Origin of the sequence: Eremococcus coleocola ACS-139-V-Col8 (assembly GCF_000183205.1) — a bacterium.
GTDB classification, from domain to species: Bacteria; Bacillota; Bacilli; order Lactobacillales; family Aerococcaceae; genus Eremococcus; species Eremococcus coleocola.
This window is the reverse complement of the sequence record NZ_AENN01000017.1, coordinates 97,198-113,962: the sequence shown is the minus strand read 5'-3', so window position 1 is coordinate 113,962 and position 16,765 is coordinate 97,198. Positions and strand designations below refer to the sequence as shown.

The 16,765-nt window shown below is 39.8% G+C and carries 18 protein-coding genes; all 18 read left to right on the top strand.

Annotation, left to right across the window (positions count from 1 at the left end; genetic code table 11):
- Window positions 1-3: 3 nt before the first annotated feature.
- Complete coding sequence (locus HMPREF9257_RS07280) at window positions 4-657, top strand: CoA transferase subunit A (protein WP_006418738.1); 654 nt, start codon at window positions 4-6, stop codon at window positions 655-657.
- Window positions 657-1,298: a 3-oxoacid CoA-transferase subunit B gene (locus tag HMPREF9257_RS07275; RefSeq protein ID WP_006418796.1), complete on the top strand. Its 642-nt coding sequence runs from the start codon at window positions 657-659 to the stop codon at window positions 1,296-1,298. The genes HMPREF9257_RS07280 and HMPREF9257_RS07275 overlap by 1 nt, the downstream gene beginning before the upstream one ends.
- A gap of 76 nt (window positions 1,299-1,374) precedes the next feature.
- The gene (locus HMPREF9257_RS07270) at window positions 1,375-2,739 is read left to right on the top strand and encodes a short-chain fatty acid transporter (RefSeq protein ID WP_006418981.1); all 1,365 of its coding nucleotides are present in this window, start codon (window positions 1,375-1,377) and stop codon (window positions 2,737-2,739) included.
- Window positions 2,740-3,067: 328 nt separating this feature from the next.
- Window positions 3,068-3,406, top strand: a complete 339-nt coding sequence (locus HMPREF9257_RS07265) for a hypothetical protein (RefSeq protein ID WP_006418849.1) — start codon at window positions 3,068-3,070, stop codon at window positions 3,404-3,406.
- Window position 3,407: 1 nt separating this feature from the next.
- Window positions 3,408-4,082, top strand: coding sequence for a F0F1 ATP synthase subunit A (locus HMPREF9257_RS07260; RefSeq protein WP_006418922.1), 675 nt, complete (start codon window positions 3,408-3,410; stop codon window positions 4,080-4,082).
- A gap of 45 nt (window positions 4,083-4,127) precedes the next feature.
- Window positions 4,128-4,370, top strand: coding sequence for an ATP synthase F0 subunit C (gene atpE / locus HMPREF9257_RS07255; RefSeq protein WP_006418840.1), 243 nt, complete (start codon window positions 4,128-4,130; stop codon window positions 4,368-4,370).
- Between the two features lie 16 nt (window positions 4,371-4,386).
- Window positions 4,387-4,899, top strand: coding sequence for a F0F1 ATP synthase subunit B (locus tag HMPREF9257_RS07250; RefSeq protein ID WP_006418746.1), 513 nt, complete (start codon window positions 4,387-4,389; stop codon window positions 4,897-4,899).
- Window positions 4,886-5,392 (top strand): F0F1 ATP synthase subunit delta, encoded by a 507-nt coding sequence (locus tag HMPREF9257_RS07245; protein WP_006418874.1) that lies wholly within the window; start codon window positions 4,886-4,888, stop codon window positions 5,390-5,392. The genes HMPREF9257_RS07250 and HMPREF9257_RS07245 overlap by 14 nt, the downstream gene beginning before the upstream one ends.
- A gap of 2 nt (window positions 5,393-5,394) precedes the next feature.
- Window positions 5,395-6,915 (top strand): F0F1 ATP synthase subunit alpha, encoded by a 1,521-nt coding sequence (gene atpA, locus HMPREF9257_RS07240; protein WP_006418814.1) that lies wholly within the window; start codon window positions 5,395-5,397, stop codon window positions 6,913-6,915.
- Complete coding sequence (locus HMPREF9257_RS07235; RefSeq protein WP_006418967.1) at window positions 6,905-7,660, top strand: F0F1 ATP synthase subunit gamma; 756 nt, start codon at window positions 6,905-6,907, stop codon at window positions 7,658-7,660. Before atpA ends, HMPREF9257_RS07235 begins: the two co-directional genes overlap by 11 nt.
- 3 nt (window positions 7,661-7,663) lie before the next feature.
- Window positions 7,664-9,037 (top strand): F0F1 ATP synthase subunit beta, encoded by a 1,374-nt coding sequence (gene atpD, locus HMPREF9257_RS07230; protein ID WP_006418857.1) that lies wholly within the window; start codon window positions 7,664-7,666, stop codon window positions 9,035-9,037.
- A 14-nt stretch (window positions 9,038-9,051) separates the two neighbouring features.
- Window positions 9,052-9,447, top strand: a complete 396-nt coding sequence (gene atpC, locus HMPREF9257_RS07225) for an ATP synthase F1 subunit epsilon (RefSeq protein ID WP_006418785.1) — start codon at window positions 9,052-9,054, stop codon at window positions 9,445-9,447.
- Window positions 9,444-10,799: a TrkH family potassium uptake protein gene (locus tag HMPREF9257_RS07220; RefSeq protein WP_006418722.1), complete on the top strand. Its 1,356-nt coding sequence runs from the start codon at window positions 9,444-9,446 to the stop codon at window positions 10,797-10,799. The genes atpC and HMPREF9257_RS07220 overlap by 4 nt, the downstream gene beginning before the upstream one ends.
- A 286-nt stretch (window positions 10,800-11,085) precedes the next feature.
- The gene (proS, locus tag HMPREF9257_RS07215) at window positions 11,086-12,525 is read left to right on the top strand and encodes a proline--tRNA ligase (RefSeq protein ID WP_006418809.1); all 1,440 of its coding nucleotides are present in this window, start codon (window positions 11,086-11,088) and stop codon (window positions 12,523-12,525) included.
- Between the two features lie 23 nt (window positions 12,526-12,548).
- Window positions 12,549-13,052: an acyl-CoA thioesterase gene (locus HMPREF9257_RS07210; RefSeq protein ID WP_006418871.1), complete on the top strand. Its 504-nt coding sequence runs from the start codon at window positions 12,549-12,551 to the stop codon at window positions 13,050-13,052.
- Between the two features lie 285 nt (window positions 13,053-13,337).
- Window positions 13,338-14,750: a dihydrolipoyl dehydrogenase gene (gene lpdA, locus HMPREF9257_RS07205; protein WP_006418954.1), complete on the top strand. Its 1,413-nt coding sequence runs from the start codon at window positions 13,338-13,340 to the stop codon at window positions 14,748-14,750.
- 13 nt (window positions 14,751-14,763) lie between these two features.
- Window positions 14,764-15,747, top strand: coding sequence for a thiamine pyrophosphate-dependent dehydrogenase E1 component subunit alpha (locus HMPREF9257_RS07200; protein ID WP_006418883.1), 984 nt, complete (start codon window positions 14,764-14,766; stop codon window positions 15,745-15,747).
- A 20-nt stretch (window positions 15,748-15,767) separates the two neighbouring features.
- The gene (locus tag HMPREF9257_RS07195) at window positions 15,768-16,754 is read left to right on the top strand and encodes an alpha-ketoacid dehydrogenase subunit beta (protein WP_006418826.1); all 987 of its coding nucleotides are present in this window, start codon (window positions 15,768-15,770) and stop codon (window positions 16,752-16,754) included.
- Window positions 16,755-16,765 lie beyond the last annotated feature (11 nt).

Here is a 16,765-nt window from a genome sequence, read left to right as displayed (position 1 = left end):
ATTATGAATAAAGTTGTCTCAATGGAGGAAGTCCTAAGTCATATTGAAGACGGAATGACTCTTATGGTTGGAGGCTTTATGGCAAACGGAAGCCCTGAGAAAATAATTGATGCCTTAGTGGAAAAAGGGGTTAAAGATTTAACATTAATTTGTAATGATGCTGGATTTATTGACCGTGGTGTCGGGAAAATGGTGGCAACAAAACAGTTTTCTAAAATTATTGCAACCCATATTGGTTTAAATAAAGAAGCTGGGCGTCAGATGAATGAAAAAGAAACTGATATTGAATTGATACCACAAGGGACACTTGCAGAGCGGATACGTGCAGGTGCTTATGGTCTGGGTGGTTTCTATACACCAACTGGTGTCGGCACACTGGTGGCTGAAGGAAAAGAATCAAAAATAATTGATGGCCAAGAGTATTTATTAGAAATGCCAATTTATGCAGATGTTGCTTTAATTTATGGGCATAAAGTAGATGAACAAGGAAACATTCAATATAAGGGGTCACAAAATAATTTTAATAATCTCATGGCTGCAAATGCAAAGGTAACCATTGTGCAAGCGCATGAGCTAGTTAATAAAGGAGACCTTGATCCTAATTTCGTTCATACTCCTCATATTTTTGTGGATTATATTGTAAAGGAGGAAAATTAATGGCAACAAGTTTATCAAAAGAAGAAATTCAAGAATGGATTGCAAAGCGAGTTGCTCAAGAATTAGAAGATGGTTCTTTAGTTAACTTGGGCATTGGGTTGCCAACTAAAGTCGCTAATTTCTTACCGGATGGGGTTGAAATTGTGCTTCAGTCTGAAAATGGGTTTGTGGGTTTAGGCCCTAAAGCAGATGATCCCGATTCTACAGTTGTGAATGCAGGTGGCCAACCTGTCACAATTCTACCTGGGGGTGCATTTTTTGATAGTGCAACATCTTTTGGGATTATCCGTGGTGGTCATGTGGATGCAACTGTTTTGGGGGCACTACAAGTCGATGAAAAAGGCAATATTGCAAACTATCTAATTCCTGGAAAAATGGTGCCTGGTATGGGCGGCGCCATGGATTTATTAGTCGGTGCAAAAAAAGTGATTGTTGCTATGGAACACACAAACAAGGGGAAACATAAGATTCTTAAAGAATGTCAGTTACCGCTTACAGCTCAAGCACAGGTTGATATGATTATTACAGAAATGGGCGTGTTTGAGGTAAGTGAGCAAGGTATTGAAGTGATTGAATTGAATCCTGAGTTTACATTTGAAGAAGTTCAGGAAGCAACTGAAGCAGTTTTAATTCAGAAATAATTTTAGAAATAGCCAAGTATTGATTGGCTTCTGCCTGCCATTCATACTTGGCTAATTTTAGAAAAAGAGGTGTATTATGTTTAAAAAAATAACGAATTTATCGGTGGAACTGGTACAAAAATATTTGCCTGATGCTTATGTTTTCGCCATTATTTTAACTGTCATTACCTTTATTGCTGCAATGTTATCGACAGGGCAATCTTTTTTTGATATGACAATTCATTGGGGAAATGGCTTTTGGTCACTTCTTGGCTTTACAATGCAAATGGCCTTGGTTTTAGTTCTTGGAAATGCTTTAGCTGCCTCTAAACCAATTCAAAGTATTTTAGATTCTATTGCAAAACTCGCAAAAACACCGACACAAGCTATTATTCTGGTATCCTTAACAGCTGCGATTGCTTGTTGGATTAATTGGGGCTTTGGTTTAATAGTCGGGGCATTATTAGCTAAATCTGTGGTTAAACATGTACCAACTGTAGATTATCGCTTATTAATTGCTTCAGCATATTCTGGATTTGTGGTCTGGCATGCAGGAATTAGTGGGTCAGTCCCTCTAACAGTTGCTTCAAATGCAGAGGAAGTTGCAAAAGTAACCCAAGGGGCATTGACGGAAACTATCCCAGTAGCTCAAACCATTTTCTCAATACCTAATTTAATGATATCTTTAATCGTTATTATTGTGCTTCCATTAATAAATAAAGCGATGCAGCCTAGTCCTGAAGAAACTATTACGATAGATCCAAAATTATTAGAGGAAAAAGTAACGGTGGTAGAGTCTAAAGCAAAACAAGATATGACACCTGCTGAAAAATTAGAAAACAGTGTTATTCTTTCACTTATTGTTGTAATCTTAGGCTTGGTTTATTTGTTCTATCATTTTTCTACCAATGGTTTTGACTTAAATCTAAATATTGTAAACTTAATCTTTTTAGTATTAGGTGTTGCATTTCACAAAACACCTATACAGTATAGTCAAGCTATTGGTGAAGCCATTAAAGGTGCGGGAGGTATTTTACTTCAATTTCCATTTTATGCAGGTATTATGGGTATGATGACCGGTGTCAATGCAGACGGCGTGAGTCTAGCGAGTCAAATCACTAACTTTTTCTTAAGTATCTCTAACCCTACTACTTTCCCAATGTTTACTTTTTGGTCAGCGGGTCTTGTAAATGTTTTCGTGCCATCTGGTGGCGGCCAATGGGCTGTTCAAGGTCCTATTATGATGCCGGCCTCTGTTGAGTTGGGGGTAAATCCGGGAATTACAACAATGGCAATTGCTTGGGGAGATGCCTGGACTAATATGCTGCAACCGTTCTGGGCACTGCCAGCATTAGGAATTGCTAAGTTGAATGCCAAGGATATCATGGGCTTTTGTGTCATGGTATTATTGATAGTTGGTTTAATAGTTTCTTTATCATTTCTTGCTTGGGCCTTAATCTGATAGTGGTTGTGTTGATTAGAAAATATTTTATGAATGAACATTTTCCAAATGTAAGAGGTAAATATGTTATTTACGCATATAAATTTTTCAAAGGTCATAATTTTATTTGAAGAATGTTTAAAAACTTTGTTATAATTAATATGCGTATTCTTTTGATACCCGAATTGAGTTATTTTTCCAAAGCAAAAACGCTTTTCGGGCCAAGTATTAAAAGAAAATAAAAAATCGGTCAAGTACGTACACTTGAGGTTTTGTCTTTTCGGGGCGGGAAAGGCGCTCTTAAGGAGTATGTACTTTTTTGTGCAAGATAGAGGAGGTATTTTTATAGGTGAAAAATAGAATCATTCTAGGACTAGTCATCCTAATAGGGTTAGGTTTATTCTTTGTAAACTTTTCCTATGCGCTAGGCTGGTTACTAGGCTGGGCGGTGATGCTCTTAGTGGCATGGCTCCGTCAAAATGTCTTAGTTAAAATTATTGATTTTGATCATTTTAAAGCGCGCCACTATGTTTTATATCTATTGGCTATCATGCTATTAATAGCCTTACCTCTAGGAGTCGCTTTTTTCTTCCCGGAAATTGTTAATCCTTATGCTATCTTTCTAGCATATTTCATCGATCGAATTTTAATGTTTGCAACAGGTTCATTAAAAAAGGAGGTTCGATAATTTGTTCCAAATTGAACAAGTGTCAATCTTGATTGTTAGCCTAATTATTATCATGTTCATTTTCTGGCTAAAAGGACAATTTAAAGCCATAGACCAGGGTCAAAAACAACCTTCAAAGATAATTGTGACAGTGATTTCTTATGTGCAAATGATTGATAACCTGGTCAAAGGGTCCATGGGACCAGCGTATACGCCTAAGATGTCTGCTTATATTGGAACTATTTTTATTTATATTTTTATTTCCAATATTTCAGGATTGTTTGCGATAAATAATCCTACGGGGAACTTGAGTGTTACCTTAACCTTGGCAATTATTACTTGGATTTTAGTCGAACGGACTAAGTTTAAGAGTAAGGGTATTAAAGGGTTTATTAAATCCTTCTTTGAACCCTTCCCGTTTTTTGTAATTCCTAACCTATTTTCAGAGGTAGCTCCGCTAGTTTCATTATCCATGCGGCTCTTTGGGAATATCTTATCAGGATCAATTATTATGGGACTCTTCTATGTCTTTACAGCATGGCTAGCTTCCTTTATTCCTGTCGTTGGTCACTTTAACTTTATCGGAGCAGTCTTAGCACCGGTACTTCATGCCTACTTTGATTTGTTTGCAGGATTCTTGCAATCATTTATCTTTATTACTTTAACAACCGTATTAATTGCGGTAGAGCATGATTAATTTATGTGTTGATAAAATTTTTATTAAAAAAGGAGAAATTTAATTATGGATATTTCAATCGGACAAGGTTTAGTCGCAATTGCAGCAGCATTAGCCGTTATGACAGGGGTTTTCTCATCTCTAGGACAAGGGATTGCTGCCGGGAAAGCAGTGGAAGCTGTAGGTAAAAACCCTGAAGCAGCTAATGAAATTCGTTCTATGTTAATTCTTGGTTGTGGGGTTGCTGAAACCTGTGCTATTTACGGTCTCTTGATTTCATTTATTTTACTGTTCGTTTTTGGCCGTTAAGAAAGAGTTGAGATAAGTGGATATAGATATTGCGGAAAAGTTAATACCTAACCTATTAACTATGTTAGCGCAGCTCTGTGCCACCGGAATTCTATTTTTTCTATATAAGAAATATGTGCACTCTTGGGTGCTGAATTATTTAGCTAAAAAAGAAGCAAAGTTAAAAGAAGCAGAGGAATTAGCGGCAGAAGTAGAAAGTAAAGCGCGTCAGCAAGAGCGTGAACTAGAAGCCCAACGCCTCCAAATGAAAGCTTCAATGGAAAAAATGCAAGAATCCATGGAACGGAGTCTGCAAGAAGAACGCACGCAAATGTTGGCTCAGACTAAAGCTGAAAATAAACGCTTATCTGAACAAGCCCAACAACAAATTGAGCGTGATAAGAAACAAATGCAAAAAGATGTCGAACAATACGCGGTTGGTTTGGCCATGACCTTAACTGAACGTGTCTTAGAAAATTATGAGCTCAGTGAACAAACGATTTTAAATGCCCTTAAATTAGAAATGAGTCGAATCCATGAGAAAAACTAAGCTATATGCAGAAGCCTTCTTCAAAAATTTAACCGAAGATCAAAAGGTCCCTGCCTATAGTCAATTAAAAGCGCTAGAAGACTTAATGGTCCAACTCAAGGATTATGTAAGTTTTATGATTCATAATCCAGCTGAGTTTACCCAAGTGCGTTCGGTGGTCGAAGGAGACTATGAGCCCTTGACCCTAAATTTTCTAGAAGTAATCATTCAAGATGGCATGGTAAACCGGTTAGCCGCCATTATTGATGACTATAAGCAGATTCTTGTCAATAAAGGCCTCTTAGCGAATATTCAAGTGACCACGGCGCGTCCCCTATCAGAGGAAGCCAGACAAGTGCTTGAGGCTGAGATTGAATCTTATTGGAAAGGACCCAAGGATTATAACTATCAGGTCAATCCTTACTATATTGAAGGGATTCATCTGAAAATCAATGATGCAGTTATTGATACAACTTACCGGAGTCGTTTAAATCAAATTATTAAAGAGGTGTGAGGGTGGAAAAAACTGAACAAATTATTCAACGTCTAAAAGACCGTATCCAACAAGTTGACTGGGAATTTAATGACCTGGAAACCGGGACTGTTTTCTCAGTCGGTGATGGAATTGTCTTTGTACGTGGCTTAAGAGATGTCCTATCAGGCGAACTCGTTCGCTTTGAAGATGATACCCTTGGTATGGCCTTAAACTTAGAAGAAAATCAAGTGGGTATTATCGTTTTAGGGGATGATACTAACATTAAAGAAGACGATTCAGTCTATCGGACCAACCATATTGTCCAAACTAATGTGGGGGATAACTTGGCTGGACGGGTGGTGGATGCTTTAGGGATGCCGATTGATGAAGCGGGCGAACTTGTGGTTGCTGATCAATATCCAGCTGAACGACGGGCGCCAACAGTAATGATGCGCCGGTCAGTAGATCAACCATTATTCACCGGGATTAAAATTATTGATTCCATGATTCCAATTGGTAAAGGTCAACGGGAATTAATTATTGGTGACCGTCAAACGGGTAAAACCGCCATTGGGATTAATACCATCATTAACCAAAAAGGCCAAAACGTAAAATGTGTCTACGTTGCGATTGGACAAAAGGCTTCAACAGTGGCACAAGTCGTTGAAACCCTTCGTCAAAATGGGGCTATGGATTATACCGTCGTGGTTAACTCACCAGCGGATGATTCTGCCGCCATGCAATACATGGCGCCTTATACGGGATGTGCCATTGCTGAATATTGGATGGACCAAGGAGAAGATGTCTTGGTCATTTATGATGATTTATCTAAACATGCGGTTGCTTATCGTACCATTTCATTACTATTAAAGCGGCCGTCTGGTCGGGAAGCTTATCCAGGAGATGTCTTTTATCTCCATTCACGCTTACTTGAACGGGCAGCTCAATTGAATGAACGTTATGGTGACGGTTCAATTACCGCCTTGCCAATTATCGAAACGCAGCTAGGGGATATTTCTTCATATATTACAACGAACGTCATTTCAATTACGGATGGACAATTATTCTTAGATTCAAATGCCTTTAACTCAGGAAGGCGTCCGGCCGTAGATTCTGGTTTATCCGTATCCCGAGTTGGTTCTTCAGCTCAAACCCAAGCCATGAAACATGTGTCAGCTTCCTTAAAATTGGAGTTAGCAACCTACTATGAACTTTTATCCTTTGCTCAATATTCTTCGGATGTTGATGAAGAAACGCAACGGATTATTGATCACGGGGCTCGTTTAACAGAACTCTTAAAACAAGGGGCAACGACTTACTTAAGTCATGACTTAGTGATTCTTTCACTCTTCATGAACCGCTATAAATATATCGATGAATTAGAAGTTAAAGATATTCGTCCATTTGAAAGCTTTGTTCATGACCAATTTAAACAAAATCATCAGGACTTATTGGCTGAAATTAATGCTGAATATAAGTTAGATGAACAATTAATTGAGAAATTGAAGACCGTATTTGAACAGTTAGTCAAAGATTACAAGGTGAATACCTATGGTAGGTAGTTTAGCGCAAGTACAACAACGCATGGGGACCGTGGAAACGGCCTCTAAAATTACCACGGCCATGAAATTAGTTTCTTTATCTAAATTACAGAAATATAAACGGTTAAGCCAACAAGTTATTCCTTTCCGTGATGCTTACGAAACGATTCCATCTCAAGCCGCCAGTCAAGATGACCGGCCGCGTGTGACAGTCTGTATCGTACCAGACCTTGGTTTGGCAACAGCTTATACTCAAGGAATTATTAAATTTCTCAGAGCCAATGATTGTCAAAAGATTTTCTGGATTGGTGGACAACGCTTTGAAAAAATTCAAGCTAATCCTGACTTTGAGGTCTTAAATAGTTATCAATCAAGTGAAAATATTGACTTAAACTGGTTATATACCCAAGTCGCCAAATATATAGATGACTATCATGTACAAATGGCCATGCCAGTTATGAATAATGAATCAGTTGAGTTTCAACTCCGTGATTTAAATCAAGAATTAGCGCAGTCAGAATTTACTTTGTATGAGCCATCTTATGAGCTAGCGGCTGCCCAATACCAAACCTCACATTTATTGATTCATTTGTATGACTTATTCTATCAATCCAAGGTGGCTGAATATACTACCCGTCGGATTGCCATGGAAAAGGCGACGGATAATGCTAAGGAAATGAAACAAGCCTTGCAAAATCAATATAACCGCATTAGACAAGAAAAGATTACACAAGAAATTGCCGAATTAACGTCAGGGGTGTTATAAAATTTGAATAAAGGAATGATTAACCAAATCGTTGGGCCAGTTGTTGACGTGGTATTCGACAAAGAACAACTACCCAATTTATATAGTGAATTAAATATTGAAGGACATGATGATATTGTCCTTGAAGTCGTTCAACATATTGGAAACGATTGCGTTCGTTGTATTTCAATGAATCCAACGGATGGCCTAAAACGGGACCTAACCGTCTATGATACGGGACATCCGATTTCTGTACCAACCGGTGAGCAAACCCTAGGCCGCATGTTTAATGTCCTAGGGAATGTTATTGATGAGATGCCATTTGAAGAAGAGGGCCAACGGGAACCCATCCATAATGAAGCACCGGCCTTTGCAGACCAACAAACGTCTACCCAAATTTTTGAAACAGGAATCAAGGTCATCGATTTACTTTGTCCTTATCCACAAGGTGGTAAAATTGGTCTCTTTGGGGGTGCCGGAGTTGGTAAAACTGTTTTAATGCAGGAATTGATCCATAATACAGCCATCGAACAAGGCGGTTTATCTGTCGTTGCCGGGGTTGGTGAACGGACTCGGGAAGGAAATGACCTTTATTATGAAATGAAGGAAGCGGGCGTTTTAGACCAAACCGTTCTAGTTTACGGTCAAATGGATGAACCACCTGGAGCTCGGATGCGGGTAGCTCTTTCAGCCTTAACTATGGCTGAATACTTCCGTGATAAGAAAAAACAAAATGTGTTGCTTTTTATTGATAATATTTTCCGCTTTATCCAAGCTGGGTCTGAAGTATCTGCTTTATTAGGACGGATGCCATCAGCTGTAGGTTACCAACCTACCTTGGCTAATGAAATGGGACAACTACAAGAACGGATTACCTCAACTCAAGATGGCGCAATTACTTCCATCCAAGCAATTTTTGTGCCGGCCGATGACTTAACTGACCCGGCTGCTGCCATTGCCTTCTCGCATTTGGATGCACGGACCGTATTGAGCCGTCAAATTGCTTCTTTAGGTATCTATCCAGCGGTAGATCCGCTTGAATCAACTTCATCATTATTATCAGAAGATATCGTAGGGGTTGAGCATGCGGATGTAGCTCACCGAGTTCAGCAAATTCTGCAACGTTATAATGAATTGCAAGATATTATTGCCATTTTAGGGATGGATGAGTTATCAGATGAGGATAAATTAGTCGTAGCCCGGGCTCGTAAGGTTCGGAACTTCTTATCCCAACCATTTGCCGTAGGGGAATCTTTCACGGGTATGCCCGGTAAATTTGTTCCAATTAAAGAGACTGTCCGGTCATTTAAGGCGATTCTAGATGGTCAAGTGGATGATATTCCTGAATCTAAATTCTTATTCAAAGGATCGATTGACGAAGTTCGTGCAGCTGAATAGTGGGAGGAGTCTAGATGAAATTTGATTTAACCATGATTACCCCATCGGGTAAGCAGGAATCCAATCAAATTGAGCGGATTTCTTTGCCTACAGAGGATGGCATTCGGACTGTTTTGGCCAATCATATGGACATTATCGTACCAGTTGCGATTGGAACGATTACCTTAATCAATGATTCAGAACGTAAGCATTATGCAGTGTCAGAAGGACTTTTCTATTTTAAAGATAATCAAGCTAAATTATTAGTAAGAACTTTTGAGCATCCAGAAGAAATTGATTTTAAACGCGCTGAAGAAGCGAAAGAAAGAGCACAACAAAGACTTAATCATAAAGAGCAGATGTCGACAGATGATTTGAGACGCGCTGAATTAGCTTTAAAACGTGCGCTCGCGAGGTTAAGTTTACGATGATAATTTTAAAAAAATGGTTTGATGGGGTGAGGCAGACGGTCTCACCTCCGCGTTTTATCTTATATATTTTGACTAGCTTAATCGTTGGAGGGTCTTTACTGTTAACTCTACCGATTATGACCAATTCAGGACAGTGGACTCCTCTCTTAGATGCCTTATTCACTGCTACCTCCGCCCTCTGTGTGACCGGGCAAGTAACCTTAAATACCATGGAGCATTGGAATTATTTGGGACGGACGGTTATTATTATCCTGATTGAAATTGGGGGACTTGGTTTTATGACCCTGTGGACCTCTCTCTTTATTGTCTTAGGTCGACGGGTGGACATGAACCAATTCAAAATCATGCAAGAGTCCCTCAATGTAGAGTCGATATCAGATATTGTGCCCGTGACGCGTTATATTGTTTACTTTTCATTGGCGGTTCAATTCATCGGAGCTACTTTATTGAGTATCGATTTTATTCCCCGCTTGGGCTTAGCTAAGGGGATTTACTATAGCTTATTCCATGCGATCTCCGCCTATTGTAATGCTGGTTTTGACCTGTTTGGTGATTCCATGATTGGCTTTCAAGATAACCCTTTAGTATTGACCGTGATTATGCTTTTAATCATTTCTGGTGGTTTAGGTTTTATTGTTTGGCGAGATCTTTTGACTTATCGGAGAAATCGTCGCTTACTTATTCATACTAAAATAGTTCTGATTTTAACTGCGACATTATTAATTGGGGGTACCATTTTATTTATTCTAGCACAATGGGGTACCCATCCTTTTGGTAAACAAGCTTGGTATACTAGCTTATTAAATTATCTATTCTTATCCGTTACACCGAGAACAGCGGGCTATGCTAATATTGATTATAGCTTGCTAAAGCCTGCTTCTATTTTCTTAACCATGATTCTCATGTTTATCGGAGGCGCTTCAGGGTCAACCGCTGGGGGGATGAAGATTACGACAGTATTCGTGATTGGTCTTTATGCAGTGCGGAGCTTACAAAGACAAGATATTTCTATATTCAAACGTTCAATTTCAGCTGAAATTGTTAACAAAGCTGTTTTTATGTTAATTTCAGGGGTTCTAGTCATTGCAACGGGATCCTTTATTCTCTTAATGACGGAAACCATTCCACCTGGTTTTGGGATTGAATATTTATTGATGGAAACTTTCTCTTGTTTCGGGACCGTTGGTTTGACTATGGGAATGACTCCTTTCTTAACCGGATTTGGTAAGTTTACCTTAATCGTTATGATGTTAATTGGCCGGATGGGTCTTCTAACCTTCTTCTGGTCCTTTGCACCGAAGTCTATCGAGAAGAATATTCATTATCCAAAAACAAACATTCTGGTGGGTTAATCTTGCCACCGGTTCAAAAACTGTTATAATAAAAAGGATTAGACTAGTAAATGGTTTATGCTTTACAGAAAAAGATTGCTAGGCTGAAACAATCTAAGCCAATAAATCATTGAACCTACTAAAGATGATAAGTTTGGGGTAGCTACCTTATCGGCTAGAGTTGGTTTTGCATACGGGTGAAACAAATAAGGTGGTACCGCGGAGTAGGTTTGTGCTTCGTCCTTAATTGGACAAGCACAAGCCTATTTTTTATGTGGTAAAATGCACAAATTATAAGGAGGAAGACATGGTAACACGTCAAGAAGATTTTTCAAAATGGTATTTACAAACGATTCAACAGGCGGATTTAATGGATTATTCACCCGTTCGTGGTTGTATGATTTTCAAACCGAACGGTTATGAACTATGGGAACATATCCAAGCTAACTTTGATAAACGATTCAAAGAAGAAGGCGTCCGTAATGCTTACTTCCCAATGCTCATTCCAGAAAGTTTCTTTACTAAGGAAAAAGATCATATTGAAGGCTTCGCTCCTGAATTACCTTGGGTAACTGAAGCGGCTGGTGAGAAATTAGAAGAACGACTTGCCTTACGGCCAACATCAGAAACCATGATTGGTCATGCTTATTCAAAATGGATTAATTCATACCGTGATTTGCCTTTAATGCTCAACCAATGGGCCAATGTCTTCCGTTGGGAAAAGCGGACCCTACCTTTCTTAAGAACTTCTGAATTTTTATGGCAAGAAGGTCATACAGCCCATGCGACTGGTGAAGAAGCCTTAGACCGGACCATGCGAATGTTACAAGTTTATAAGGAAGTCATTGAAGATGTCTTAGCGGTGCCGGTCTTTGAAGGAGAAAAAACTCCATCAGAACGCTTTGCCGGAGCTATGAATACTTTCTCTGTGGAAGCCATGATGCAAGATGGTAAAGCTGTTCAAGCGGGGACCTCTCACTACTTAGGAACCAAGTTCGCCGAAGCCTTTGACATCAAATATTTGAACTCAAATAATGAACATGTTCATGCCTTTACAACCTCTTGGGGCGTTTCAACCCGCTTAATCGGGTCCTTAATTATGGTTCATTCAGATGATCAAGGTTTGGTCTTACCACCAAAAATTGCCCCTCAACAAGTAGTCTTTATTCCTGTTGGGCCATGGCAAAAGAATCCAGCTATTATGGAACAAATTAATGAGTGGAATCAAGCCCTTCAAGCTAAGGGTGTGCGGACAATCATTGATGATTCTGATAACCGTCCTGGTTTCAAATTCAATGAATGGGAATTACGGGGTGCGCCATTACGGATTGAAGTTGGGCCACGGGACTTAGAGAACAAGCAAGCTATTCTCAAAGCTCGCGATCTAAGTGAAAAAGAAACGGTCGCTGCTGACCAAGTGGTGGATCGGGTCTTAGCAGAGTTGGATATTATGCAAAGCCGTCTCTTCGACCGGGCTAAGGCCATGTATCAAGAAAATATGTATACTAATATTAATACTCTGGAAGAATTGGAAGCCCATATTGCGGACTGTGAAGCGCAAGGAAAACCAGCTGGATTTGTCTTAGCGGGATGGGATGGGACCGAAGCTAGTGAAGATTTAATTAAAGAACGGACTGGTTTTACGACCCGTAATATTCCTTTTGACCATGCTTATGGTCAAAAAGACACCTGTATTGTGACTGGCAAACCAGCTAAAGAAACGGTTTGGTTAGCCCGGGCTTATTAATCAGATAGTGAGGAGATTTGCCTTTGGAAAAAATTAAAACAAGCAGTCAATCTTGGACAATCCAAGAAAATGTGGTTCAACCTGATATTATTAATGTGAATTCTGATGCACATGGTGGAAATCTTACCTATATCGCGGATACCGTAGCCGGAATTTGCTTTGCCCGCCATAATGAACAAGGCGGTGTCACAGCAGCCGTAGATAATTTTAATTATATCCGGTCTATTCCTATGGGCAATCTCTTTACAGCCCAGGCCTGTATTACGGGGACAGGGAAGCGGTCAGCTGAAGTCTTTGTTATGATTACAGGAGAAGACCTGGTCAAACAAGAGAAGTACTTGGCAGCTACGGCCTTTTACACCTATGTATCGACTTCCCCTCAAGGCCAGGAAGTCCCACAAATTAAGGCTGATTCTGATTTAGCAGAACGATTAATGGCAGGTTATCCAGAACGGAGGCAAGCCCGTTTACAAGCGCGACATGCACAAAAAGAGTTTGAAGCCTTCTTGAATCAATATTTGACGTAAATTATATATGGAGTAGGAACAAGTTGTAAGGTAAATGGATACTTAGACTCAGTTGGTGCAACTTTATCCTGGTATGCTTCTTTATTAGCCAAAAAGACAGGGCAAAAGTAAAAAATCTTTGATTTTCTACTTTTGCCCTGTCTTTTTGCTTTTTTAAGCATATTAAAAATATTAATGAGCGAATAAAAAATAACAATTTGTAAGCGGTTTATTAAGCGCTTACAATAATAACGAGGTATAAATCGATTTTATTTCAGTAAGTTAAGGCAAGGAGGAAGTCAGGAAATGACAACAAGTAATACAGACTTACTAATATTGGGTGGAGGGACCGGCGGATATGTTGCAGCTATCAAGGCAGCGCAAGCTGGCCTTGAGGTTGTCTTGGTCGAGAAGGATAAATTAGGGGGGACTTGTCTCCATCGTGGGTGTATTCCAACTAAGGCCCTTCTTCGGTCTGCTGAATTATTCAATGAGTTCAAAGCCGCAAATGAATTTGGCCTTGAATTAGCAGGGGAAGTTAAGGTAGATTTTGCTAAAATTCAGGCCCGAAAAAATAAAATAACCAGTCAACTTCACAAAGGAGTTGAATCCTTAATGAAAAAGAATAAAATTCGGGTCATTAAGGGGCAAGGAATCGTGATGGGACCCTCCATCTTCTCACCGGTTTCGGGGGCGGTTATTGTAACAGATGAAGCTGGCCAAGAAGAAGTGATTATTCCAAAAAAATTAATTATCGCGACCGGTTCAAGACCTAAAAGTTTGCCGAATATTCCCTTTGATGAAGAGTATATTTTATCTTCAGATGGCTTACTTGAAATGGAAACTTTACCAAAGTCAATGGCTATTATTGGTGGGGGCGTTATTGGTTGTGAATTTGCATCTTTCTTAAATTCTTTAGGCGTTGAAGTCACAATCTTTGAATTTGCTGAGCGCTTATTAATTACTGAGTCAAAAGCAGTGTCCAAATTATTTACTCAAGAAATAAGCAAAAAAGGTATTACCGTAAGAACTCAAGCTCAGGTAGAAAGTGCTAAAGTGGTAGACCAACAAGTTGCAGTTCAAGTCAAGGGGGATGATACAACCTTACATTTTGATCGGTTATTGGTGGCTGTCGGTCGGCAAGCGAATGTGGATTCAATTGGGTTACAAAATACATCGATTAAGTTTGACCAAAAAGGAATTCAAGTAAATGAGCATTATCAAACCGCGGAAGACCACATATATGCTATTGGTGATTGTATTCCAAGTATGCAATTAGCCCACGTTGCGATGAAAGAGGGCGAATTGGCAATTGACCATATCTTGACCGGAAAGAATGACAGCTTGGATTATAATCAAATCCCTCGTTGTACTTACGCCTCACCGGAAATTGCGAGTGTAGGTTATCATAAGGACAATGTTCCAGCCTCAATTTCACTAAAAGTGGGTAATTTTCCCTTTGCGGGAAATGGTAAGGCCCTAATACACGGAGATGCCATTGGCTTTGCGGAAGTGTTACGTGATGCAGAAAGTGATGACCTCATCGGGGTATCAATGATTGGCCCACAAGTTACGAATTTACTTTCTGAAGTTTCTACAGCAATGTATCTGAACGCTAGCCCACTCGAAGTAGGGCAAGCAGTTCATGCTCACCCAACCTTATCTGAAGTAATCCAAGAAGCTAGTTTGGATGCATATCAAAAAGCGGTTCATAAATAAAGGAGGACTATCTATGGAAAAGTTAGCAAAAAGCGGATTGAGTAAAGAAGAAATTATTGAAGTTTACAAACATGTCTTAAGAGGACGTCGTTTAGATGAACGTTTATGGCAACTCACTCGGATTGGAAAATCATCCTTTAATATTTCCGGTCAAGGAGCTGAACTCGCCCAAGTAGCGATGGCAATGGCTTTTGACCCAAAAAAAGATTATTTCTTGCCTTACTACCGAGATATGACGGCTTGTTTGGTTTGGGGCATGACATCTAAAGATATTGTGATGGGGACCTTTGGTAAGGAAGCAGATCCAAGCTCTCATGGCCGCCAAATGCCAAACCACTATGGGTCTAAGGAACATAATATTGTATCTCACTCATCTACTGTATCAACCCAAATTCCTTTAGCGACCGGTGTTGGCTATGCCGCTCAATTGGAAGGTAAGGATTATGTTGCGCTAGTAACTACGGGAGAAGGATCAGCCAACCAAGGAGAAGTTCAAGAAGCGATGAACTTCGCCGGTGTGAAGAAATTACCAGTTATCTTTGTTGTGGAAAATAATGGTTATGCTATTTCAGTAGCCAACCGGGAACAATATGCCAATGATGATTTCTCTTACCGTGGTCCAGCTTATGGTTTCCCAGGTGTTACGATAGATGGTAATGATTTCACGGCCACTTACTTAGCTTTTAAAGAAGCAGTTGAACGGGCTCGTAAGGGTGAAGGACCTACCTTAATTGAGTTAGTGGTGAGTCGGTTAACTTCACACTCTGCTGACGATGACCAATCAATTTATCGGTCTAAAGAAGAAATTGATGGCCTAAAAGACAAGGATCCATTGAATGTGTTTGAAAAACAATTAATTGCCGAAAAGTATTTAAGCCGGGAAGAAATGGATCAAATTGACGCGGACCTCAAAGCGGAAATCAATCAAGCTACGGATGAAGCAGAGGCTGAGCCAGATCCTAGTCCAGAGTCTGTGTATGAACAAGTGTGGGCTTAGTTAAGAAGGAGGAAAGAACAATGGCAATTCTTACATATTTAGAAGCGATTAATAAGGGTATTGAAGAAGAAATGGCACGAGATGAAAAAGTAGTCATTTTTGGTGAGGATGTCGGTGGAGAAAAAGGGGGCGTTTTTGGGGTAACCAAGGGCTTGGCCGCTAAATTCGGTGACCAACGTTGCTTCAATACACCACTTACTGAAGGTGAAATTGGGGGCTTGGCGGTAGGTTTAGGCGTAATGGGTTACCGAGCTATCGGAGAATTTCAATTTGCTGATTATATTCTACCAGCGACAAACCAAATTATCTCTGAAGCATCACGGATGCGTTATCGGACTAAAGGTGATTGGACTGCGCCAATTGTTTACCGTACCCCTTATGGTGGAGGTGTTCGCGGAGGCTTATACCACTCCCAATCAACTGAGAAAGTCTTCTTCGGCCAACCCGGTTTAAGAATTGTAACCCCATCAAATCCTTATGATGCTAAAGGACTGATTAAAGCGGCAATTCGTTCAGATGATCCAGTCCTATTCTATGAACATAAACGTCTTTATCGTTTATTAAAAGCTGAGGTGCCTGAAAGTGATTATGTAGTACCATTAGACAAGGCAAATGTGGTTCGTCAAGGGGATGATATTACGGTGATTGCATATGGTATGGCCTTAGTCCATGCCTTGAATGCGGCAGAAAAATTAGCGGAAGAAGGCATTCAAGCACATGTGGTTGACGTTCGCTCTATCTATCCGCTTGATAAAGAAACCTTGATAGAAGCGGCTAAAAAGACCGGTAAAGTCTTACTTGTTTCAGAAGACAATAAAGAAGGAGCGATTATCGGGGAAATTGCCGCAATTATTGCAGAAGAAGCCTTGTTTGATCTTGATGCTCCGATTAAACGGTTAGCCGGACCAGATGTGCCATCCATGGGTTATGCTTTAAATCTTGAACGTGAATTCTTAATTAATGAAGAAAAAGTCATGGCGGCCATGCGCGAGCTAGCTGAATTCTAAGAGGAGGAAAA

What these genes read in the sequence shown, in the direction of transcription:
- HMPREF9257_RS07280 (WP_006418738.1), top strand. Translation starts at nt 4, where the DNA reads ATGAATAAAGTTGTCTCAATGGAGGAAGTCCTAAGTCATATTGAAGAC.
- HMPREF9257_RS07275 (WP_006418796.1), top strand. Translation starts at nt 657, where the DNA reads ATGGCAACAAGTTTATCAAAAGAAGAAATTCAAGAATGGATTGCAAAG.
- HMPREF9257_RS07270 (WP_006418981.1), top strand. Translation starts at nt 1,375, where the DNA reads ATGTTTAAAAAAATAACGAATTTATCGGTGGAACTGGTACAAAAATAT.
- atpE (WP_006418840.1), top strand. Translation starts at nt 4,128, where the DNA reads ATGGATATTTCAATCGGACAAGGTTTAGTCGCAATTGCAGCAGCATTA.
- HMPREF9257_RS07245 (WP_006418874.1), top strand. Translation starts at nt 4,886, where the DNA reads ATGAGAAAAACTAAGCTATATGCAGAAGCCTTCTTCAAAAATTTAACC.
- HMPREF9257_RS07235 (WP_006418967.1), top strand. Translation starts at nt 6,905, where the DNA reads ATGGTAGGTAGTTTAGCGCAAGTACAACAACGCATGGGGACCGTGGAA.
- atpC (WP_006418785.1), top strand. Translation starts at nt 9,052, where the DNA reads ATGAAATTTGATTTAACCATGATTACCCCATCGGGTAAGCAGGAATCC.
- HMPREF9257_RS07220 (WP_006418722.1), top strand. Translation starts at nt 9,444, where the DNA reads ATGATAATTTTAAAAAAATGGTTTGATGGGGTGAGGCAGACGGTCTCA.
- proS (WP_006418809.1), top strand. Translation starts at nt 11,086, where the DNA reads ATGGTAACACGTCAAGAAGATTTTTCAAAATGGTATTTACAAACGATT.
- lpdA (WP_006418954.1), top strand. Translation starts at nt 13,338, where the DNA reads ATGACAACAAGTAATACAGACTTACTAATATTGGGTGGAGGGACCGGC.
- HMPREF9257_RS07200 (WP_006418883.1), top strand. Translation starts at nt 14,764, where the DNA reads ATGGAAAAGTTAGCAAAAAGCGGATTGAGTAAAGAAGAAATTATTGAA.
- HMPREF9257_RS07195 (WP_006418826.1), top strand. Translation starts at nt 15,768, where the DNA reads ATGGCAATTCTTACATATTTAGAAGCGATTAATAAGGGTATTGAAGAA.